This window comes from Leptolyngbya sp. FACHB-321, assembly GCF_014695975.1.
Classification (GTDB): domain Bacteria; phylum Cyanobacteriota; class Cyanobacteriia; order Leptolyngbyales; family Leptolyngbyaceae; genus Stenomitos.
Genome location: NZ_JACJPI010000045.1, coordinates 79,360 through 98,071 on the forward strand (window position 1 = coordinate 79,360; position 18,712 = coordinate 98,071).

20 protein-coding genes are annotated in these 18,712 nt (G+C 50.2%); 13 read left to right on the forward strand and 7 right to left on the reverse strand.

From position 1 onward, the window contains the following. Window positions 1-96: 96 nt before the first annotated feature. The 6 genes from H6F76_RS07915 (at window position 97) to H6F76_RS07940 (ending at window position 5,321) form a co-directional block, all read left to right on the forward strand. Window positions 97-642, forward strand: a complete 546-nt coding sequence (locus H6F76_RS07915) for a hypothetical protein (protein WP_190507265.1) — start codon at window positions 97-99, stop codon at window positions 640-642. A 61-nt stretch (window positions 643-703) separates the two neighbouring features. Continuing rightward, window positions 704-1,282 (forward strand): hypothetical protein, encoded by a 579-nt coding sequence (locus H6F76_RS07920; RefSeq protein WP_190507267.1) that lies wholly within the window; start codon window positions 704-706, stop codon window positions 1,280-1,282. A 71-nt stretch (window positions 1,283-1,353) separates the two neighbouring features. Next, window positions 1,354-1,890: a hypothetical protein gene (locus H6F76_RS07925; RefSeq protein ID WP_190507269.1), complete on the forward strand. Its 537-nt coding sequence runs from the start codon at window positions 1,354-1,356 to the stop codon at window positions 1,888-1,890. Between the two features lie 528 nt (window positions 1,891-2,418). Next, window positions 2,419-3,282 carry a ferredoxin:protochlorophyllide reductase (ATP-dependent) iron-sulfur ATP-binding protein gene (gene bchL / locus H6F76_RS07930; RefSeq protein ID WP_190507271.1) on the forward strand — a complete coding sequence of 288 codons (864 nt, stop codon included), beginning with the start codon at window positions 2,419-2,421 and terminating at the stop codon, window positions 3,280-3,282. An 86-nt stretch (window positions 3,283-3,368) separates the two neighbouring features. Further along, on the forward strand, window positions 3,369-3,797 hold the full coding sequence (locus tag H6F76_RS07935) for a DUF5331 domain-containing protein (protein ID WP_190507273.1): 429 nt from the start codon (window positions 3,369-3,371) through the stop codon (window positions 3,795-3,797). A 117-nt stretch (window positions 3,798-3,914) separates the two neighbouring features. After that, window positions 3,915-5,321, forward strand: coding sequence for a ferredoxin:protochlorophyllide reductase (ATP-dependent) subunit N (locus H6F76_RS07940; RefSeq protein WP_190446959.1), 1,407 nt, complete (start codon window positions 3,915-3,917; stop codon window positions 5,319-5,321). Window positions 5,322-5,575: 254 nt separating this feature from the next. On the opposite strand, the gene serS is transcribed toward H6F76_RS07940, so the two are convergent. The 3 genes from serS to H6F76_RS07955 form a co-directional block, all read right to left on the reverse strand. After that, on the reverse strand, window positions 5,576-6,856 hold the full coding sequence (gene serS, locus H6F76_RS07945; RefSeq protein WP_190507275.1) for a serine--tRNA ligase: 1,281 nt from the start codon (window positions 6,854-6,856) through the stop codon (window positions 5,576-5,578). A gap of 210 nt (window positions 6,857-7,066) precedes the next feature. Continuing rightward, the gene (locus H6F76_RS07950) at window positions 7,067-8,158 is read right to left on the reverse strand and encodes a tetratricopeptide repeat protein (RefSeq protein ID WP_190507276.1); all 1,092 of its coding nucleotides are present in this window, start codon (window positions 8,156-8,158) and stop codon (window positions 7,067-7,069) included. A gap of 180 nt (window positions 8,159-8,338) precedes the next feature. After that, window positions 8,339-9,109 carry a 16S rRNA (uracil(1498)-N(3))-methyltransferase gene (locus H6F76_RS07955; protein ID WP_190507278.1) on the reverse strand — a complete coding sequence of 257 codons (771 nt, stop codon included), beginning with the start codon at window positions 9,107-9,109 and terminating at the stop codon, window positions 8,339-8,341. A gap of 614 nt (window positions 9,110-9,723) precedes the next feature. Between H6F76_RS07955 and H6F76_RS07960 the strand changes: the two genes are divergently transcribed. Continuing rightward, the gene (locus H6F76_RS07960) at window positions 9,724-9,960 is read left to right on the forward strand and encodes a hypothetical protein (protein ID WP_190507280.1); all 237 of its coding nucleotides are present in this window, start codon (window positions 9,724-9,726) and stop codon (window positions 9,958-9,960) included. A 63-nt stretch (window positions 9,961-10,023) separates the two neighbouring features. Beyond that, entirely contained in the window at window positions 10,024-10,290 is a 267-nt protein-coding gene (locus tag H6F76_RS07965) for a hypothetical protein (protein ID WP_190507282.1), read from the forward strand. On the opposite strand, the gene H6F76_RS07970 is transcribed toward H6F76_RS07965, so the two are convergent. Next, window positions 10,259-11,227 carry a LysR family transcriptional regulator gene (locus tag H6F76_RS07970; RefSeq protein ID WP_190507284.1) on the reverse strand — a complete coding sequence of 323 codons (969 nt, stop codon included), beginning with the start codon at window positions 11,225-11,227 and terminating at the stop codon, window positions 10,259-10,261. The genes H6F76_RS07965 and H6F76_RS07970 overlap by 32 nt on opposite strands. Before the next feature lie 94 nt (window positions 11,228-11,321). Here H6F76_RS07970 and H6F76_RS07975 point away from each other — a divergent pair, with 94 nt between their 5' ends. Beyond that, window positions 11,322-12,068 carry an SDR family oxidoreductase gene (locus H6F76_RS07975; RefSeq protein ID WP_190507286.1) on the forward strand — a complete coding sequence of 249 codons (747 nt, stop codon included), beginning with the start codon at window positions 11,322-11,324 and terminating at the stop codon, window positions 12,066-12,068. Window positions 12,069-12,081: 13 nt separating this feature from the next. On the opposite strand, the gene H6F76_RS07980 is transcribed toward H6F76_RS07975, so the two are convergent. From H6F76_RS07980 to H6F76_RS07990, 3 genes are all read right to left on the reverse strand, one after another. Then, complete coding sequence (locus H6F76_RS07980) at window positions 12,082-12,972, reverse strand: DUF3598 family protein (RefSeq protein WP_190507288.1); 891 nt, start codon at window positions 12,970-12,972, stop codon at window positions 12,082-12,084. Window positions 12,973-13,065: 93 nt separating this feature from the next. Next, entirely contained in the window at window positions 13,066-13,968 is a 903-nt protein-coding gene (locus H6F76_RS07985; protein WP_190507290.1) for a permease-like cell division protein FtsX, read from the reverse strand. 163 nt (window positions 13,969-14,131) lie between these two features. Then, window positions 14,132-14,533, reverse strand: a complete 402-nt coding sequence (locus H6F76_RS07990) for a metalloregulator ArsR/SmtB family transcription factor (RefSeq protein WP_190507292.1) — start codon at window positions 14,531-14,533, stop codon at window positions 14,132-14,134. A 518-nt stretch (window positions 14,534-15,051) separates the two neighbouring features. Between H6F76_RS07990 and H6F76_RS07995 the strand changes: the two genes are divergently transcribed. From H6F76_RS07995 to H6F76_RS08010, 4 genes are all read left to right on the forward strand, one after another. Beyond that, window positions 15,052-16,038, forward strand: coding sequence for an SDR family oxidoreductase (locus tag H6F76_RS07995; protein WP_190507294.1), 987 nt, complete (start codon window positions 15,052-15,054; stop codon window positions 16,036-16,038). A 73-nt stretch (window positions 16,039-16,111) separates the two neighbouring features. Further along, window positions 16,112-17,029, forward strand: a complete 918-nt coding sequence (locus H6F76_RS08000) for an NAD(+) kinase (protein ID WP_190447062.1) — start codon at window positions 16,112-16,114, stop codon at window positions 17,027-17,029. A 117-nt stretch (window positions 17,030-17,146) separates the two neighbouring features. Then, on the forward strand, window positions 17,147-17,842 hold the full coding sequence (gene nblR, locus H6F76_RS08005) for a response regulator transcription factor NblR (RefSeq protein WP_190507295.1): 696 nt from the start codon (window positions 17,147-17,149) through the stop codon (window positions 17,840-17,842). A gap of 164 nt (window positions 17,843-18,006) precedes the next feature. Then, on the forward strand, window positions 18,007-18,600 hold the full coding sequence (locus H6F76_RS08010; RefSeq protein WP_242036568.1) for a DUF192 domain-containing protein: 594 nt from the start codon (window positions 18,007-18,009) through the stop codon (window positions 18,598-18,600). The last annotated feature ends 112 nt before the right edge of the window (window positions 18,601-18,712 follow it).

The window sequence follows — 18,712 nt, forward strand, 5'->3', positions numbered from 1 at the left end:
TTGAGCATTTAATCAAGTAATGATGCGGATGTCTCCTGCGACTGAGTTTTGTTAACGTTTGGTTTATTCTTTCTCACGCAGCCACGACCAACCATCATGAGAGCTTTACTAATTCCACTGCTGCTTCCAGTTTTGCTGGTGTCAACATCTTGTACTCAAGCAGTGCTCTCTGCAAAAGCCGTTGACGATCGCCCTGCGTCTCTCAAGCCTGCGATCGCCTCGCCTGTTACTGCACCGCCCACGATCAAGTCACTGGCAGGAACGTATAAAGGTGCTGTTGATGAGCAGTGGCTAGCAAAGTTCTTGAAGGAAGAAAGAAAAATTGGCTTGAGTGACAAGGAATTAAAAAGACTTGCAGAGTTTGCCCGACATATGTTTGACGATTGTGAGATCACTCTCAATGCCGATAGCGGCTTTGACTTCCAGGATCTTGACGCTAAGAAGGTGCAGGGCAAAGCCAAGGTTGCTGGCAACCAACTCCTTCTCGTTGATAGTGTAGGCAAACCGATCAGCATCAAAACAGATGCCGCCATCAACGTTTCTACAGTTGTGGCTCTCAATGTCTCAGCCGACAAGAAAAAATTACTGTTTTACAATCCCCGCAATCCCTCGCAACTGCTACGTGTGTATGTGAAGCAGTAAAGCACTGGCGATGAAAAGGATACGCACTATTTTTAAGCCAAAAGCTCTTTGTCCAGTCATCATGCGAATTCCGTCGGTTTTGCTGCTGCCAGTTGTGGTGTCATTGGGCGCGTGTACTCAAACTGTACCGTCCGCGATCGCCACCGGCGATCGTCCCGCTCCGTCTCAGCCTACGATCGCCTCACCGGTTGCCACACCACTCATGATCAAGTCATTAGCAGGAACATACAAAGGAGTCGTTGATGAAAAAGCACTGAAAAATCTGTCAAGCGATTTGGAGAAGCAGATGTCAAGCAGGCTGACAAAGCAGGGCGAAAATGTACCTGTAGAAGTTGTAGAACAGCTTGAGAGGGATATCCGTCAGTCTTACGAGCAAGTAAGAATAACTATCAACTCTGATAGCACGTTTGAAGCTCGCATAAATTTTGAGCAGCGTGGCAAAGTCAAACTTGACGGGAACAAGCTCATTTTCACTGCTGATTCATCCAAACCGATTGACGGTGCGGACGGTTCAACCAATACTCCCAAATGTAGTGAGTGCTGCACGTTTGCGCTTCATATCTCAGCCGATAGAAAAACTCTATCGTTGGATAAGCCTTCAAATCCCTCAGAACTTCTGCGTGGGTATGTGAAGCAGTAACGTATCGGTATGCAGGGATCTAAACCTTTCCGCGTACTATTTTTCAGCAAACAGCTCTCTGTACAGTCATCATGCGAATGCCGTCGGTCTTACTTCTGCTGCCAGTTTTGGTGTTATTGAGCGCGTGTACTCAAACCGTACCGTCCGCGATCGCCGCTGACGATCGTCCTACTTCTCCCGAACCCGCGATCGCCTCCCCTGTTCCCGCACCACTCACGCTCAAATCACTAGCAGGAACATATCAATGGCAAGCAGTTATCAACGAACAATGGCTGGCAGAATTGCTAGAAGCAGCAAGAAGAATGGGCTTGGATGAGAAGGAGCTAAAAGAACTTGAAGAATTCACTCGCTCCGCCTACAGCAAATCCAAAATAACAATCTATGCAGACGGTTGGTGTGAATTTCAGGAGGGCAATTTTAAGGGATACGGTAAAGTCAGACTTGATGGCAATAAACTCTTTTTCCTCCAGAAGCCCACTGACGATACAGGCAGTTCAACGAAAGTTGACGAAACAGCTATGGATGTCTCAGTCGATAGGAGGAACATACTGCTTTATAACGACCCTCAAAACCCCTCCCAACTCCTGCGTAGGTATGTGAAGCAGTAAAGCATCTGTTACGAAAAGGATACAGTTTCGCAAGTTGTCACTATTTTTAATAAAAAAGCGGTTTGCGACGGTTAGAGAGCAGAGAGTCAGCCGCAATCTATGGATACTTGGCTGAGTTTTAGTGTACTAATCGCCTCTCAGTAAGGATTACAGTGCTGCTAATCCCTGCCACGTAGGCTGTGAGAGGGATAGCTGTAGCGTTTAAGCGGTGAATCGACTTGTGATGAAGGGTCGATCGCAGCAAAATTCCGCCAGAGTAAACATTTCAGCGGATTTCTCTTTGTTGTCTATTGTTCCGCTTTATCTAAAAAGCAAAGGTTAAAACTGATTACGGTGCGGTTTTCGAGACTGACAGGCGTTTATGATTTCACTGTAAGAGATGGGTGATTTCAGGGAAGCCAAGGCTCTCTTTTATAAACCTGTTCATTATTGGCAGCCCTTTCCTTTGCGATGGAGTTGCCCAATAATGACTTCATTACCCAGCGGCGATCGCCCAGATGACACGACACGATTAGGAGACTAACTAGAGTGAAACTCGCAGTTTACGGCAAAGGCGGCATTGGCAAATCCACGACAAGCTGCAATATCTCAGTAGCACTGGCGCGTCGTGGCAAAAAAGTACTGCAAATTGGTTGCGACCCCAAACACGACAGCACCTTTACGCTGACTGGCTTTCTCATTCCCACCATTATCGACACGCTGCAAGAAAAAGACTATCACTACGAAGATGTGTGGTCTGAAGATGTCATTTACAAAGGCTACGGTGGCGTGGACTGCGTGGAAGCGGGTGGACCGCCAGCTGGTGCAGGCTGCGGTGGCTACGTTGTAGGTGAAACCGTCAAGCTGTTGAAAGAACTCAACGCCTTCGACGAATATGATGTCATTTTGTTTGATGTGCTGGGTGACGTAGTGTGTGGTGGCTTTGCGGCTCCCCTCAACTACGCCGACTACTGCATGATTGTGACCGACAACGGCTTTGATGCTCTGTTCGCCGCCAATCGAATTGCAGCTTCCGTCCGTGAAAAAGCGCGCACCCATCCCCTACGTCTCGGCGGCTTGATCGGCAACCGTACCTCCAAGCGTGACCTGATTGACAAATACGTTGAAACGGTGCCCATGCCCATTCTGGAAATTTTGCCGCTGATTGAAGATATTCGCGTATCGCGTGTGAAAGGCAAGACGCTGTTTGAAATGGCAGAAACCGATCCGTCGCTCAACTATGTGTGCGATTACTACCTCAACATCGCAGATCAAATTCTGGCGCGCCCTGAAGGTGTAGTGCCCACCGACACACCCGATCGCGAACTATTCTCGCTCTTGTCTGACTTCTACCTCAATCCCGCTAAGCCACCTGTGCGGTCAGAAGAAGAATTAGATCTGATGGTGGTCTAAAGGAAAGTTATGAGTGATAAGTTTTGAGTGATGAGTGGCGACCAAACTCAAAACTCAAAACTCAAAACTCAAAACTTCTTTACCCCGTGAATACCGAGCAAATCCGCCAGTCGGTGCGAGAGAAATGGCTGACCTACTACGCTGAAAATCGCCAATGGCTATCGCGTTTAGGTATATGGGTCAACTGCGATGGTCAACGCCGTCCGTCTTCTGGCTTCATCCTGGCAACTCTCTCAGTGTTAGAACCCCGACTTGCCCAACTGTTGCCTCTGGTGGTCGATCTGAGCAATAACCCCGATCGCATTGTGATGGCATTAGGGCTGAACTTCAACCCCGAAGATCATGTAAACACGCTCGCTGCCCAAAATGGCAAAGCTAATAAAACTGCCAATGGTGCTGTCAGGATGCTCCCCGCTGCTTTGAATGAGATAAACATCCAGGCAAGCAAGCTCCCTGAGAAAGCACCTGCCCAAATCGACGAAGACTGCCGAGGCTCCCGCGATCGACGCGATTAAGCCTCCACCATCTTCTGTACGGGCGGGTTTGTCGATCCCCTCTGCTACTAATCAAGTTGATTCTTAAATCCGCCCCTACCAACCATTAGCAATTCCTTCTAGAGAGGACACCCCTTTATGACTCTTGCCGAAACTGAACCGCAAGCCCTGAACTTTGAATGCGAGACAGGCAACTATCACACTTTCTGCCCCATTAGCTGCGTCGCATGGCTCTACCAAAAGATAGAAGACAGCTTCTTTCTAGTTATTGGCACCAAGACCTGCGGCTATTTTCTGCAAAACGCAATGGGTGTGATGATCTTTGCTGAGCCACGTTACGCGATGGCAGAACTGGAAGAAGGCGATATTTCTGCCCAACTAAATGACTACGAAGAACTGAAGCGGCTGTGCGTACAGATTAAGCGCGATCGCAACCCCAGCGTCATCGTTTGGATTGGCACCTGCACCACCGAAATCATCAAAATGGATTTGGAAGGGCTGGCTCCTCGCTTAGAAGCTGAAATTGGGATTCCGATCGTTGTAGCGCGCGCGAACGGTCTAGATTATGCCTTCACGCAAGGCGAAGATACCGTTCTGGCTGCAATGGTTAACCGCTGCCCCGAAAAACCACCCGCTGCGGAAGGCGACAAAGAAGAGCGTAACGCGATCGCCAAACTGCTTAACTTCGGTCGCAAAAAAGAAGAGATTGCCACCTCAGACTCTGAGTATGTGGATCATCCGCCGCTGGTGCTGTTTGGCTCTCTACCCGATCCCGTTGTCACCCAATTAACGTTGGAACTTAAGAAACAGGGCATCAAAGTCTCTGGTTGGCTACCTGCCAAGCGCTACACAGAACTACCTGTGATTGAAGAAGGCTACTACGTGGCGGGTGTTAATCCCTTTCTCTCGCGGACTGCTACAACCTTCATGCGTCGCCGTAAGTGCAAGCTGATTGGCGCACCGTTCCCGATCGGCCCTGATGGTACCCGTGCCTGGATTGAAAAAATCTGCTCTGTGTTTGGTATTGAACCGAAAGGATTGGACGATCGTGAAGCGCAAATCTGGGCAGGGATGGAAGATTACCTGCAACTCATTCGTGGCAAATCTGTCTTCTTCATGGGTGACAACCTGCTGGAAATTTCCCTCGCCCGGTTCCTTATCCGCTGCGGCATGAGCTGCCCTGAAATCGGCATTCCTTATATGGACAAGCGCTACCAGGCAGCAGAGCTGACGCTGTTGGAGAAAACCTGTCACGAAATGGGCGTTCCCACTCCCCGTATTGTTGAGAAGCCCGACAACTACAACCAGCTTCAGCGCATTACTGAACTAAAGCCTGATCTGGTGATTACTGGCATGGCACACGCTAACCCCCTGGAAGCGCGTGGCATCAATACCAAATGGTCAGTCGAATTTACCTTCGCCCAAATTCATGGCTTCACCAATGCCCGCGACATTTTGGAACTGGTGACACGTCCCCTCCGCCGCAACAACAACCTCAAAGATCTCGGTTGGGATAAGTTAGTGCGGGAAGAAACGAAAGTCTAGTCGATCGTCTTTCAAATAAGTTGGTTTCCTTTGTAGGGGCGTTCCGTGGATCGTCCCTACTTTTTTGCTAACTTGAGTGCTCTCTTTATAGCCAAGATGAATTGACCAGCCTGACCTTGCCCGACTATAGCTATTTAGTCAGCAAGTTTTTTTAGTGCTCCATGAATTGTCAGAAACTGGGTTTCTCGCTGTTAGAACGCTACTGGTTCCACTTAACCTTTGCCAGCAATCCGGTTTCTAAGGTTGTTTGCTTTTTACAACACCGATCGCCCCAGAAACGGTTGCAACACTTCGGGAATGCTAACCGTGCCATTCGGCTGTTGATAGTTCTCAAGCACCGCCGCCATCGTGCGACCGACCGCTAGACCAGAACCGTTAAGCGTGTGGACAAACTCAGTGCCTTTTTTGCCTGCTTCCTTAAAGCGAATATTGCCGCGTCGTGCTTGGAAATCGCCAAAGTTGGAGCAGCTTGAGATTTCCCGATAAGTTTCAGCAGATGGTAGCCATACTTCTAGGTCGTAGCATTTGGCAGCACCAAAGCCGATGTCACCTGTGCAGAGTTCAATCACGCGGTAGGGCAGCTTGAGCGCTTGCAGAATTGCCTCAGCATTTTGAACCAGCGTTTGGTGCTCTTGCTCGGAGGTTTCGGGACGGACGAGTTTGACGAGTTCGACTTTGTTAAACTGGTGCAGCCGGATCAGCCCACGAGTGTCGCGCCCATAGCTGCCTGCCTCACGTCGGAAGCAAGGCGTATAAGCACAGTGATGGATGGGTAATTCCTCTGCTGCTAGAATTTCGTCTCGGTAGAGGTTGGTAACAGGCACTTCCGCAGTAGGGATCAGCCAGAGATCATCATCTTTGCACTGGAAGCTTTCTTCGGCAAATTTGGGCAACTGTCCTGTTGCAGTTAGTGATTGGGTGTTGACCAGGAGCGGCGGCAACACTTCGAGGTAGCCTGCGGCAGTTTGACGATCGAGCATAAAACTAATCAATGCCCGCTCTAACGCGGCACCTGTACCCAGTAAGGCAATAAAGCGAGCCTGAGCAAGCTTCGTCGCCCGTTCTGTATTGAGGATGCCAAGTTTTTCAGCAATTTCCCAATGAGGTAAAAGCCCAGGGTGTTGCGGTTTGTATTCATCGCCCCAGCGTCGTACTTCAACGTTTTCGGTTTCATTCTTGCCGATCGGCGTGGTGTCGCTGGGCAAATTGGGCAACTCCAACAGGCGCTCTTCAATCTGCGCTTTCAACTCTTTTTCCTGCGGTTCCAGATCGCTCAATTTGGCTTTAACCTGGTTGCCTTCATCCTTCAGGGCTTGAATTTCAGCATCGTCAGGTTTGCTGCCAGACTTCATCTTTTGCCCGACCAGCTTCCCGATTTCGTTGCCCCTTGCCTGAAGCTGCGATCGCTCCTGCTCTAGTGATCGGCGTTGCTCATCCAACTGCAATAGTGGCTGAATGTCGTAGCTACCATTGCGAGTTGCTAGCTTTTCGCGCACAAGGTCTGGATTTTCTCGAATTAGCTTTAGGTCAAGCACAGGAATATCAGCTTTTAGAAAGGTGTTGGTTGATCAGGTGGGTAGAAAACCACAAGCCCCATTCTAGAGTAATGGTTTTGTCTATCAAACATTTATCCACAACCTCTTGCCAACTCTCAAAGGCAGATGCTTGACTACTTTAGTTATTTTGAGGCTCGGCGATCGCCTGCTTCGCCAATAACTTAAAGCAGTAAAACCCAGCTTAAGACGTTAACGCTTGGCTCCTCGCAGAAAAATGAGGCTGCTGTAGAGATGAAAGGCGGAATCCCAATAACTGTCTTCCCGTCGTGAGAGATAAATGTGAGGCTTCAAGCGGAGGAGCGGTCTGCTAAAGTCTGCGGCAGTTTCGCCAAACGGGGTGAACTGTGACCAGGTTTCGGCGTTTGGTGTTTGGCGCTTGAGCAGAGCCATCAACTGATTCCAGTTTGTGCGGATGGTCGTGCGATCAGTCGGGGCGATCGCCACCTGAGCGTTAGCAGTAACCCCTTCATCAAACTGATAGCTACTGTCGTGCAGACGCAGAATGCAGCGTCGCCCTGGCAAATGTAGATCACAGAAATGAGCATAATCCTGGGTTTCTGCTTTGCGTTCCAGCCGATTGCGGTAGCCCACATCCAACACTTGCTCAAAAATTGGCAGCATCCCCTCGACTCGCTGCGTTACCTCTGACCAATCGAAGCTGAGAAAACCAACCTGATCCTGCACGTTCTGGCAAACCACTGTTGCTTTGGGCGAGGCAGCTTGAAACGAGTTAACTCGAAAGAGTTGAATTGCCTCAATTTCAGGCTGTGATGCCCAAAAGGTTGGAATGCCCGCCTGCCGAAGTTCTTGACCGTACACTTGCAGTTCACCTGTGACCCCAGCCCGATACAGCCGCCAACCACGATTGGGAAGCAGCATCCGTACGGTGTAAGCGTCTAGCTTCATGACCCGCGCAAAATTTTGTACAACTGTAGCGCGATCGTCACCCGTCACCGCTTCTAGCACCAAAAACCCAGGGGCATTGTTGTTGGGTTCTGCCGTTGCCTGTGCGATCGCTTGCTGTCGGCGATCGCGCTGTTTTGCCTCAATCCGCTGGATACCCTGACGCAAGTAACCAGCCAGTTTTTGATTGGTTGTAGCGCGCAGCAGTTGCCGATACGTGTCCGCCGCTGTATCGAGTTTCCCCGACACTTCCTGCAAGCGACCAGCATAAAACTGCGCCCACGGGTTTTGCGGTGATTGCGCCAACAGTTGTGCTACCAATTGAGCAGCCGTTTGGTAATCCTGACGATCGAAAGCAGCGGCAATGGCGTCAAGCATGGGAGGAGAGGGGTGAGGGGTAAGAGGTGAGGAATGAGGAGTGAAGGGTAAAGCGTGAAAAATTGAAAAATTGAAGGGGTGAAAGGGTAAAAAATTGAAGGGGTGAAAGGGGGAGCCATTAGCTTTTAAGTGTCAGCTTTTACCTTCTATCTTTTGCCTTCTGCCTTTTGCCTTTTACCTTTACCTTTCGCTCTCCCACACAGCGGCAATTAACGACAACGCTACTAGCGGAGCGGTGACAGCGCGAAGAATGCGGCTGCCGAGAGAGACGGGTTGATAGCCTGCGTCGATCGCGGCTGCAACTTCAGCATCAGTCCAACCACCTTCGGGACCAATGGCGATCGTCACTTGAGGTAAGGATGCATCTGACATTGAGGCTTGCAAGCAGTTTAGCAAGTGAGGTGTCGATCCCCGTGCGACGCAGAGATATTTCTGGAGGCGCGAATCGGTCTGCGAACAGGTCTGTTGAAGATGGGCGGTGAAAGAGATAGGAGCGGTAATATGGGGCACACAAAGACGTTCGGACTGTTCAGCCGCTTCGTTCGCAATGCGTTGCCAGCGATCGAGCTTTTGTGGGCTTGGGTTGAGCAACGTACGATCGCTTATGACAGGCAAAAGTTGGTCAACTCCCAATTCTGTAGACTGGCGCACCACTTCATCAAACCCATTACCTTTGGGCAATGCTGCCACCAGCGTTACACGTACCGCTAACTCGGTAGGTGCAGTAATTGGCTCTAAGATTGTTGCCTGAATGCTGGTTGCCTGTGCAAGCGAATCAGTCGGCAGTTTTAGTGTCGCCAGCCATGCGTGTCCCTCTCCATCCATTGCAATAAAGCGATCGCCTACACTTAACCGCAGCACTCGTTGGAGGTAGTGCAGTTGAGACGGCTCCAAACGCACGTGCTCATTTTGCAGTTGTTCTGCCTTAACCACCAGTCGTTGTAATTGCACGACTTATCCTCAGTCATCTCACCACGATCGCTCTAATCCGATCGCCACTATCTTAAGACTAGCGAAGATCGAACCCAGCGTTAGCGTAGACGCAAAAGGCTTACTCTTCAGCGGTCGATCGACTACTTAGCAACGTTAGCTGCGCCTGAGCAGTCCTGACACGACGGTCTAGTGACAAATTTCCGGTTGATCCCCTTCAACATTCCTCAAACAAGAGCCGTAGGCAAGGACTCTTAATTTACCGCCTATAAGAAGAGAATTGATATTAGCTCACTCTTTAGAGAGGCTGACAAAGCAGCGGCAGGACGATAACTTGTAAGCCTGAGGACGGTAAAAGTTCGTCAAAGCAAAGCTAGACGAAATTAACACTTTCTCAGACACGATGTTTCTCTTTGCCAGTGTTCTATAGCACTGAAAGCTAACTGGAGTTGCAGGCATAGTAGAGGGCAAGGCAATGCCGCTAGCTCTTAAACCATCCCCTATCTCATAACAAAGCTAGATAAAGCCTAGTACACCGTAAAACTGGTGCTGCCACAACGTAAAGTTTGAGTCTAAAAGCATCTCAAATCGGAAAACCGTGTAATTATAAAGAAAAGCTTAAGAGGTTCGACTCTATGGTCTCTCCAAAAATGATGCGACAGCTTTGGGCTTTAGTAGAGTCTACTCAAGTTAGTACGTTACTGCAATTTGAAGATTCTGACCTAGTGCAATTTCTCCTTAAACGATTTAAAGCTCAACAGTCGATCGACCCTCAAGATGCTCGATATCTCGATACCTACATACAGTCGAAGCTGCCACTCATTCGCGATATTGCTGAAGATAGACAAGCAATTAACCAGGGAAGTCACTAACGCTGAACATTAACCAAGCCCTCGATATCCGCTTCATCGCTCACAGTTCAAGGGCACACTGTTATGAATAACTGGTTAGGCATTGCCCTGGCGGCTTATATGATTGGAGCCGCGATCGAAGGCGTGAATGCAGCCAGTCAACTATCGCACTCGTCATTGGATGGTGTGGATCGCTCTGAAACCACTACATCAGAAGCACCCGAGCCACCTGAAAGTCGATGGAAAATTTTTACAGCGATCGCAGCCGTTAGTCTCTGTGGTGCCTTTCTTTGGCCCTGTCGGCTGATCCATCGCTCCATTAAGGCAACCCAACCGTGCGGTGACGACTGAGTTGTGCTTTTGCCGCAGGCTCCAGCAAGCTACACACTGTTTTAATCGCATCGCGTAGCCAACAAGCTGCTTCGTCATGACCACTGAGCGTGCTCCACAGCATCGACACCATCCACGGTCTGGTTTCGACAGGCAGTTCAAAAATGGTCAACTGACAGCTACTTGCTAAACGTAGAGCGACTCGATACGGCACTGCTGCTACTAAATCACTAGACGCAATTACAAAGGGCAATACCAGCATATGCGGCGTTGTCAGGGTAATGCGGCGCTCTAAACTCTGTTTGCCTAAGGCACGATCAATGGCACCAACACTATCCCGACGCAGCGTTGCCAGGGCATGAGAATGGTTGACATAGGTTTCCAGGCTCATTGCGCCCTGCTTTAATGCCGGATGCCCTTGACGTGCAATGCCTACAAAGCGCTCTTCAAACAATGGTTCGCATTGGGTCTGTCGCAGTAAATGAGGGAACACACCCACCGCAACCTCGATCGCGCCTTGTTCTAGTAATGTGCCAACGCTGTCCTTCTCAAAACCAACCAGACGAAAATTGAGCAATGGTGCTGTTTGCTGACTAAATTCCAGTAGCGGTGGCGCTAGAACAAAGCTGGTGTAGTCGGAACTACCAAGCGCAAAGGTACGATCGCTCGTTGCCGGATGAAACGTTTGGCTAGAGGCAATGGTCTGACGAATCTGCTGCAAGGCTGTCAAAAGCCCCGGAGCGATCGTCTGTGCTTTGAGCGTTGGTTGCATCTGTCGTCCCAGTCGCACAAACAGTTCATCTTCAAACAAGCGCCGCAAACGGTTGAGTGCAGCACTCATGGCAGGCTGTCCGATCTGAAGCTGCTCGGCTGCAAGCGTCACGCTCTGTTGCTCTAGCATTGCTTCAAACGCAACTAGCAGATTCAGGTCGATCGCAGCTAAATCAATTGATTTCATTGATACAATCTATCGCCAAAATTGACTTGCTCAATAGTTTAACGGTTGCTACAGTGCTGCTAAAGCAAAATCAATCCAAACTACAAGGAATGCAATGAGCGTGCCACAAAAAATTGCGCTGGTAACCGGCAGTCACAAAGGGCTTGGTTATGCGATCGCTCGTAAATTAGCTCAGCAAGATAACATTCAGGTTGTTGTAACCAGCCGTAAAGAGCAGGATGGTCTGACCGCACAACAACGTCTGGCAGCGGAAGGTATTCAGGTGGCTTATCACACTCTGGACGTGAACGATGACTCTAGCGTGCAGCAGCTAGCCACCTGGGCACAGCAAACCTATGGCAGAGTCGATATTCTGGTCAATAACGCGGGTGTAAATCCTGGTCAGCCTGAAGAAGCTAGCCTGCTCACGGTACAGCTAGAAACAATGCTTTCAACCTTTGCAACAAATGTGTTGGCTGTGGCTCGGATCACGCAGGCGCTCTTGCCACTGATGCAGACACATAACTACGGTCGCATTGTAAACGTCTCCACTGAAATGGCTTCACTAACGACGCTCGGCAGTGATTACTACCCTCTCTCGCCCTCTTATCGGCTGTCGAAGTTGGGGCTGAACGGCTTAACCGTCCTGCTGGCAAAAGAGCTTCAGGGCACCAACATTCTGGTCAATGCCTACTCTCCAGGCTGGATGAAAACTGATATGGGCGGCTCGGATGCACCCTTTACCGCTGATGAGGGTGCTGAAACGGCTGTCTACCTGGCAACTTTGCCAGAACATGGCGCACAAGGTAAGTTCTTCGCTGAAATGCGGAAATTTGGTGGTCCGATCGCGTTGCCGTGGTAAGAGCGTTTTTCTTTCAATTGGTATGGCTATGGTTGCCAGTTGTTACTTTCTGCTCATTCACCAGAGTCAGGCTCACCCATGCTCCTTTACTGTCATAGCTGCGGATCAACCGCTGGCGTTGATGGGGCTGAAGGAGCCAACCAACCTCCAAAAAGAACGGTTGCTGTGTCTGGATCTGAAGAGGACTGGTTGCAGAAGCCCCATCTGGCAAGAGCAGCACTTGCACGGGCAACGCGCCCTGATTGAACTGTAAGCGTGAGCCAGCCACATTCGCTGTCGATCGTATCGTTGAGCCAGCACCGTTACCAAACGTTAGTGCCTGCACTACCTGATTGTCACCACTACGGCTGATTTGTAAGTGGGTTGAGTACGTAGTCGGCGATCGCCAATCAGGATACAGCGTGATCGCTTCACCGTGCCATTCACCCATTAGTGCCTCTAGTGTTAACGGTGCGCGTTCGGCAGCATCACTACCTGCGCGTTGTTCACGAATGAGGGTAAGTTGTGAAAGCTGGCTCTCGCGATCGAACAACTGCACCAACCGCAACCGACGATCGCCAGCAATCAAACCCAACTCCGCTCCAAACTCTGAAAAGGGCGCAAACTGCATCGAGCCTTGCGAAAACGCACCATCCTTAAAAAACAGCACACCTCGACCTAGAGAGCTGTACTCCAAAACTTTTTCATCGATCGGTACATCAGCTTGCAAGGGAGGACGAGAACCTGCTTCTACCATCGGCGTATAGCGCTGAATTATCTGACGCACTGTTTGGTCATCGTTCAAGCCCTCTAGAGAGACGATCGTGGGCGTTTCTTCTCGCCACTCTCCCGTCGGCGAAAATCTAGCAAACGAACCTTGCCATACGCCCAGATTTTTTAGTAGACAATGCCATTGGGATTGCATGGGTAGAAGGCAGAAGGTAAAAGCAGAGGGCAGTTTTCAGGTCTGATTGAGTGACAAAGCTTTTCATCCCGGTGGTTTCAACTACTGGCTCCCCTACTTCACCGCAATCCGGCGCACGGCAAACAGACTGCCCAGTATGCCCACAGAACTGCCAAAACTCAGCAAAATCAACGGTAGAAGAATTACGCGCAGCGGGCTGATTTGTACGCCATTCGCTAGAAATTGGACAAATTCGGGCTGTTGGGAGAGTAGGTTATTGAGAAAGTGCTGAATGCTGCTAATTAGCCCCCAAGACAGTACTGCGCCTACAACGCCGAAGGTGATGCCCTGCAGGATGAAGGGCAAATAAATCCAGATCGCTGTTGCACCAACCAGTTGCATCACTTCGATTTCTCGCTTGCGTGCCATCACGATGAGGCGAATCGTTGTAGTAATGACGGCGATCGCCGTTAAGGTCAACAAGGTCGTCACCGTGAAGCTCACCCAACTTAAGCCGCGATTCAGTTGCCCAACGCGCTGTACGGCTTCATCGACGTACTGCACCTCATCCACCCCTTCAACCTTTGCAAGCCTTTGGGCAACAAGTGGTACATCCTGCGACGATCGCGCTTTTACCTTAAGCTGATCGACCAGTGGGTTGCCATCTAGCTGCTTTGTCGCACCGTTGATATCCGACACGCCCAAATCTTGCACCAACGCTGACCAGGCGGCTTCTTTAGAAACAGTCTGGGTGTCTGCTACTCCCGGCATTGCAGCAACGATCGACTTTAGCGTCTCTGCCTGCACACCTGTATCTAGGTAAACGGAGACTTCCAACTGGCTGCCAAACTGATTGAGCAGTCCTTCAAGCTGCCAGGATGCCTGGAGGCTCACACCAAAGAGGAACAGCAACACCGTTACAGTGCTAATCGCTGCCCAGTTCATCCACCCACCTCGCCGTAGACCCAGCAGCGTTTCGCGGAGGAGATAATCTAACTTTGTCAAAAATTGAAACACGCGCCATTCCTTCTATAGCAGTCCTAAATCCTTTGTGAGCAAGACTGAATCATTTAGTGATCAGCGATCGGCTTTTTTGCTGGCTGCTGACCGCTGACCGCTCATACCAGCATAATTCTCATCATTCAAATAGGATCACTATAGGATGTGCCACCGCTACTACCTAATCATCCTCATCAAGATGCTCTGCCACCTCACGATAAAGATTGAGGACGTGGCTATCTTTGAGGCAATAAAAGACGTTGCGACCCTGCTTGCGATAGCTGACTAAACGCATGGCTCGTAATGCCCGAAGCTGGTGTGATACCGCTGATTCCGACATCTTTACAGCAGCGGCTAGATCGCAGACGCATAGCTCTTGTATTGCCAGTGCCGACAAAAGGCGAAGGCGGTTTGCGTCGCCCAGCAAGCTAAAAAACTCTGCCATGCGTTGCGCTTTCTCAACGTTGAGCAGGTCTCGATGCAACTGTCGCACGCTGGTTAAGTCGACCGGGTGCTGAACGGTGCAATTTAGCTCTGCCTCCGGCGGAGAGGCGCTAGCAGCAATGGGTTTGAGGCAAGACATGGCTAAACCATTGAAGGACAAAGAATAACGATCGTTCTCTAGTTTCGGCTGTCACGTTAGCACAATCAACTCAACGCCTATTAAACGTCAATTTCAAGTAATTGGCACAGCAAGCGTAACGTTATGGTCTTTTGCTAGCGCGTCAAAACGTTAAAGCGTTGAAGATAGCAAAGCACCCCTGTTACGATCGCGCCAGAGCAATCACAAACGATAATAATCGCCCCTGATCATAGTCTAGCCTTGGCAGCACTATCTCTGCTTATGCAGGCGCGATCGTCAGCCGTAAGCGCAAGTCAGCGACAAAGTTTTACAAAGATCGACCCTCTTTCCCAACTTTCATTTCGGCTTCTCAGTAATGGTCGTCCGTGCGATCGACATTGTAAGACGATGGTTAAGTAAGTTAAAGTCAACCAAGTCAGGCAATTGTCCGACGCGATCGTCTCTGCTCAACTCAGACGAAGAATGAGCAATTTCTGATAAAATCTTACAAAAAGTTAAGAAATAGTTACTACTCCCTCATGAATCTATTAATTGTGGGTGCCACAGGCACTTTAGGCAGACAGATTACCCGTCGCGCGTTAGATGAGGGATATCAGGTTCGCTGCCTAGTGCGTAGCTTCAAAAAAGCAGCGTTTTTAAGGGAATGGGGAGCAGAGCTGGTAGTCGGCAACTTGTGCGTGCCAGAAACGTTGACGCCAGCTCTGGAAGGCATTGATGCTGTGATTGATGCAGCGACCACGCGAGCAACCGATTCACTCAACATCAAGCAGGTGGATTGGGAGGGCAACGTCAACTTGATTCAGGCAGCGAAAGCCGCAGACGTGAAGCGTTTCATCTTCTTTTCAATTCTTGATGCCGAAAAGTATCCCCATGTGCCGCTGATGGAGGTGAAACACTGTACAGAGCTTTTTCTGGCAGAATCGGGGTTAAATTACACCATTCTTCGTCCCTGCGGCTTTTTGCAGGGGTTGATTGGGCAATATGCGATTCCAGTGCTAGAAAACCAATCGGTTTGGGTCATGGGCGATACGTCACCCACAGCTTATATGGATACGCAGGATGTCGCTAAGTTTGCTATTCAGGCGCTAAAAGTACCAGAAACAGAAAACAAAACGTTTCCGATCGTTGGTTCACGGGCATGGGGCGCGTATGAAATTATTCGGCTGTGTGAGCGCTTGTCAGGACGCGATGCGAAGGTTACGCGCATGCCGCTCGGTCTGATGCGAACTGTACGCCGGATTACCCGCTTTTTTCAGTGGACGTGGAACATCTCTGATCGGCTCGCTTTTGCAGAGGTGGTGTCTACAGGCAAGCCACTGACTGCGCCGATGGATGACGTTTACACGGTGTTTGGGCTAGATCCAAACGAGACGACGACGCTAGAAGCGTATATGCAAGATTACTTCAGCCGGATTCTTAAAAAGCTGAAAGAGCTTGATTACGAGAAATCAAAAGGCAAAAGCAAACAAAAAAACGATAAGAAGCGAACCTACCCTAGATTCTAGACTGCTCTAGGAGACGACCCAAAATGGTATAGTCCCTAGTACTCAATCATTGCCCTTCAGCCGAGCCTTTCCCGTGCCCAAAGCTGGCATTATTTACAACGACATTAAGCCTGTGGCTTGTCGTACTGCCGAAGAGATTAGAGACAAGCTGGTAGCGTGTGGCTGGGAGGTCTGTCTGGCAACCGGTGCTGGTGGCATCCTGGGCTACTCTGACCCGCAGGGTCCAGTTTGCCATATGCCGATCGAGTATCTCAATCCACCAGGGTTCGATCGCGATATGGTCTTTGCGATCGTGCTGGGAGGCGATGGCACTGTGCTTTCTGCCTTCCGCCAGGTGGCTCCCTACGGCATTCCGCTGCTAACGGTGAATACAGGACACATGGGCTTTCTTACAGAAACCTACCTGAACCAACTGCCGCAAGCGTTGGAAGGCATCCTGGCTAACGAGTACGAGCTAGAAGAACGAGCCATGCTGCTGGTGCAAGTGCATCGCGGTGACACGATGCTCTGGGAGGCACTGTGCCTGAATGAAATGGTCATTCACCGTGAGCCGTTGACGAGTATGTGTCATTTTGAAGTCAAAATTGGCAAGCATGCGCCGGTTGATATTGCGGCAGATGGGTTGATTGTCTCTACGCCGACTGGCTCGACGGCATACTCACTTTCAGCTGGTGGTCCCGTAGTGACGCCTGGTGTACCTGTGCTTCAGTTGGTGCCTATTTGCCCTCATTCGCTGGCATCGCGGGCACTCGTCTTTGCGGATACGGAATGCGTAACTATTTTCCCCGCTACCCCAAATCGAATGGTGATGGTGGTAGATGGCAATGGTGGGTGTTTTGTGTTTCCAGACGATCGTGTTCGCATTGAGCGATCGCGCTATCACGCTCGCTTCATACGGCTGCGACCACCAGAATTTTTTCATCTCTTGCGCGAAAAGCTTGGCTGGGGGCTGCCTCACGTTGCTAAACCCACTTCCGTAGAGCTACCGTAATAAAATAGTCTGGTGCAGACGTGCTACAACAGGAAGGATATTGACTAGGTATTCATTCCTACTAATATTCTTATAAATTTGGTTATCGCCTGATTGCCATCCTTCTCCCCACTGCATATGAATAGCGTCCTCTCTGACACAAATCCCTGTGTACTGTTGGTTGAAACTGATGAAGCACTGGCAAAGCACGTCAGCCTTGACCTTAAAGAATCTGGCTATGACACAATGCTCGCACCGGATGCGATCGGTGGGTTAAGGCAGGTGACTGAGCAGCAGCCGGCTCTGATCGTGGTTGATCGTTTGTTAGCGGGCGAATCGGGGCTATGGTTTTGCAACCGCCTGCGATCGCTGGGCAATCGTGCTCCTGTCTTACTGATGATGGCGCGCGATGGCGTAGACGATCGAGTTGCCTGCCTGGAAGCTGGCGCAGATGATTACTTCCTCAAACCCTATCGGACAGAAGATTTTCTGCGGCTTGTGCGTCTCTATCTGCAACCCGATAACCCCGCTAACGAACGGTTGCGCTTTGGCGATTTAATGTTGGATTTAGCCACTCGACGCGCCTTGCGAAACGGTCGGGCGATCGACCTGACTATGAAAGAATTTGAACTCCTGAAGTACCTGATGGAGCATCCCCGCGAAGTCCTGACCCGTGAACAGATTTTGGAAAACGTGTGGGGTTACGACTTTGTGGGCGAATCAAACGTCATCGAGGTGTACATCCGCTACCTGCGCCTGAAGATTGAGGACGAAGGTGAAAAGCGCCTGATCCAGACTGTGCGCGGTGTCGGTTACGTCATGCGTGAAGCGTAAGCCGCACGGTGGGAACTTAGCCTTCGCAGTGAGCGACTAAGCAAAAAAGCTAGAAGACTTCAGGCGAAGGTCTGGGGCACGTTTAAGTTGGTTGCTGGTTGCGACAACGACCTTGCAAAGCCGCCGCTTGCCGTCTGAACCTGGAACGTTTGTAGAAAAAGAGTATGCATTGGATTATGAAAGACGGTAGCCATCGCCTAACCAAAGCAGTGCGGTGGTATGCTCCGGTACGCTTGACAGGGTTTCTGCTTTTAGGGCTGCTGTTGCTTGGTTGCGCTCGATCGAACCTGGTAACGTCACCGGATGTCAGCGGCACACCCCCCACTTCAGACGCTCCAGCTAGCAGGCAGACAAATATACAAACGACAACGGAGGTTGGTCAGCAGTTGCCACTCTCAGCGCAGATTGAAGTTGCCAATCAGGTGATCCAGCTTGAAGTTGCGGGCACCCAAGAGCAGCAAGCGATCGGGTTAATGTCTCGCACAAACTTACCTGACAATCGAGGCATGCTTTTCCTGTTTGATTCGCCGCGCCGGGCTAGTTTCTGGATGAAAAACACCCTGATTCCGCTGGATATGATTTTTTTGCTGAACGATAAGGTGCAGGCAATCTTCAGTAATGTGCCACCCTGCAAAGCCGACCCCTGTCCTACTTATGGTCCAAAGGGTCTGGTGGATCAAGTCATTGAGCTACGGGCTGGACGGGCAGCAGAACTGAGACTAAAGCAAGGCGATCGCATTAACGTGCAAAAGCTGTAAGTCAAATGAGGTTTCTAGTAAACAAAATACCCGTAGGGGCAGGTTTGCTACTAACGTGATCGGATGAGCCAAGATTCTCGTAAAACCTGCCCCCTACAAGCGGTACATTCTT

Bases quoted from the DNA above. Each gene is read 5' to 3' on its own strand.
- H6F76_RS07915 (WP_190507265.1), top strand. From the start codon at position 97: ATGAGAGCTTTACTAATTCCACTGCTGCTTCCAGTTTTGCTGGTGTCA.
- H6F76_RS07920 (WP_190507267.1), top strand. From the start codon at position 704: ATGCGAATTCCGTCGGTTTTGCTGCTGCCAGTTGTGGTGTCATTGGGC.
- H6F76_RS07925 (WP_190507269.1), top strand. From the start codon at position 1,354: ATGCGAATGCCGTCGGTCTTACTTCTGCTGCCAGTTTTGGTGTTATTG.
- H6F76_RS07940 (WP_190446959.1), top strand. From the start codon at position 3,915: ATGACTCTTGCCGAAACTGAACCGCAAGCCCTGAACTTTGAATGCGAG.
- H6F76_RS07950 (WP_190507276.1), bottom strand. From the start codon at position 8,158: ATGCTTGACGCCATTGCCGCTGCTTTCGATCGTCAGGATTACCAAACG.
- H6F76_RS07960 (WP_190507280.1), top strand. From the start codon at position 9,724: ATGGTCTCTCCAAAAATGATGCGACAGCTTTGGGCTTTAGTAGAGTCT.
- H6F76_RS07965 (WP_190507282.1), top strand. From the start codon at position 10,024: ATGAATAACTGGTTAGGCATTGCCCTGGCGGCTTATATGATTGGAGCC.
- H6F76_RS07970 (WP_190507284.1), bottom strand. From the start codon at position 11,227: ATGAAATCAATTGATTTAGCTGCGATCGACCTGAATCTGCTAGTTGCG.
- H6F76_RS07975 (WP_190507286.1), top strand. From the start codon at position 11,322: ATGAGCGTGCCACAAAAAATTGCGCTGGTAACCGGCAGTCACAAAGGG.
- H6F76_RS07980 (WP_190507288.1), bottom strand. From the start codon at position 12,972: ATGCAATCCCAATGGCATTGTCTACTAAAAAATCTGGGCGTATGGCAA.
- H6F76_RS07990 (WP_190507292.1), bottom strand. From the start codon at position 14,533: ATGTCTTGCCTCAAACCCATTGCTGCTAGCGCCTCTCCGCCGGAGGCA.
- H6F76_RS07995 (WP_190507294.1), top strand. From the start codon at position 15,052: ATGAATCTATTAATTGTGGGTGCCACAGGCACTTTAGGCAGACAGATT.
- nblR (WP_190507295.1), top strand. From the start codon at position 17,147: ATGAATAGCGTCCTCTCTGACACAAATCCCTGTGTACTGTTGGTTGAA.
- H6F76_RS08010 (WP_242036568.1), top strand. From the start codon at position 18,007: ATGCATTGGATTATGAAAGACGGTAGCCATCGCCTAACCAAAGCAGTG.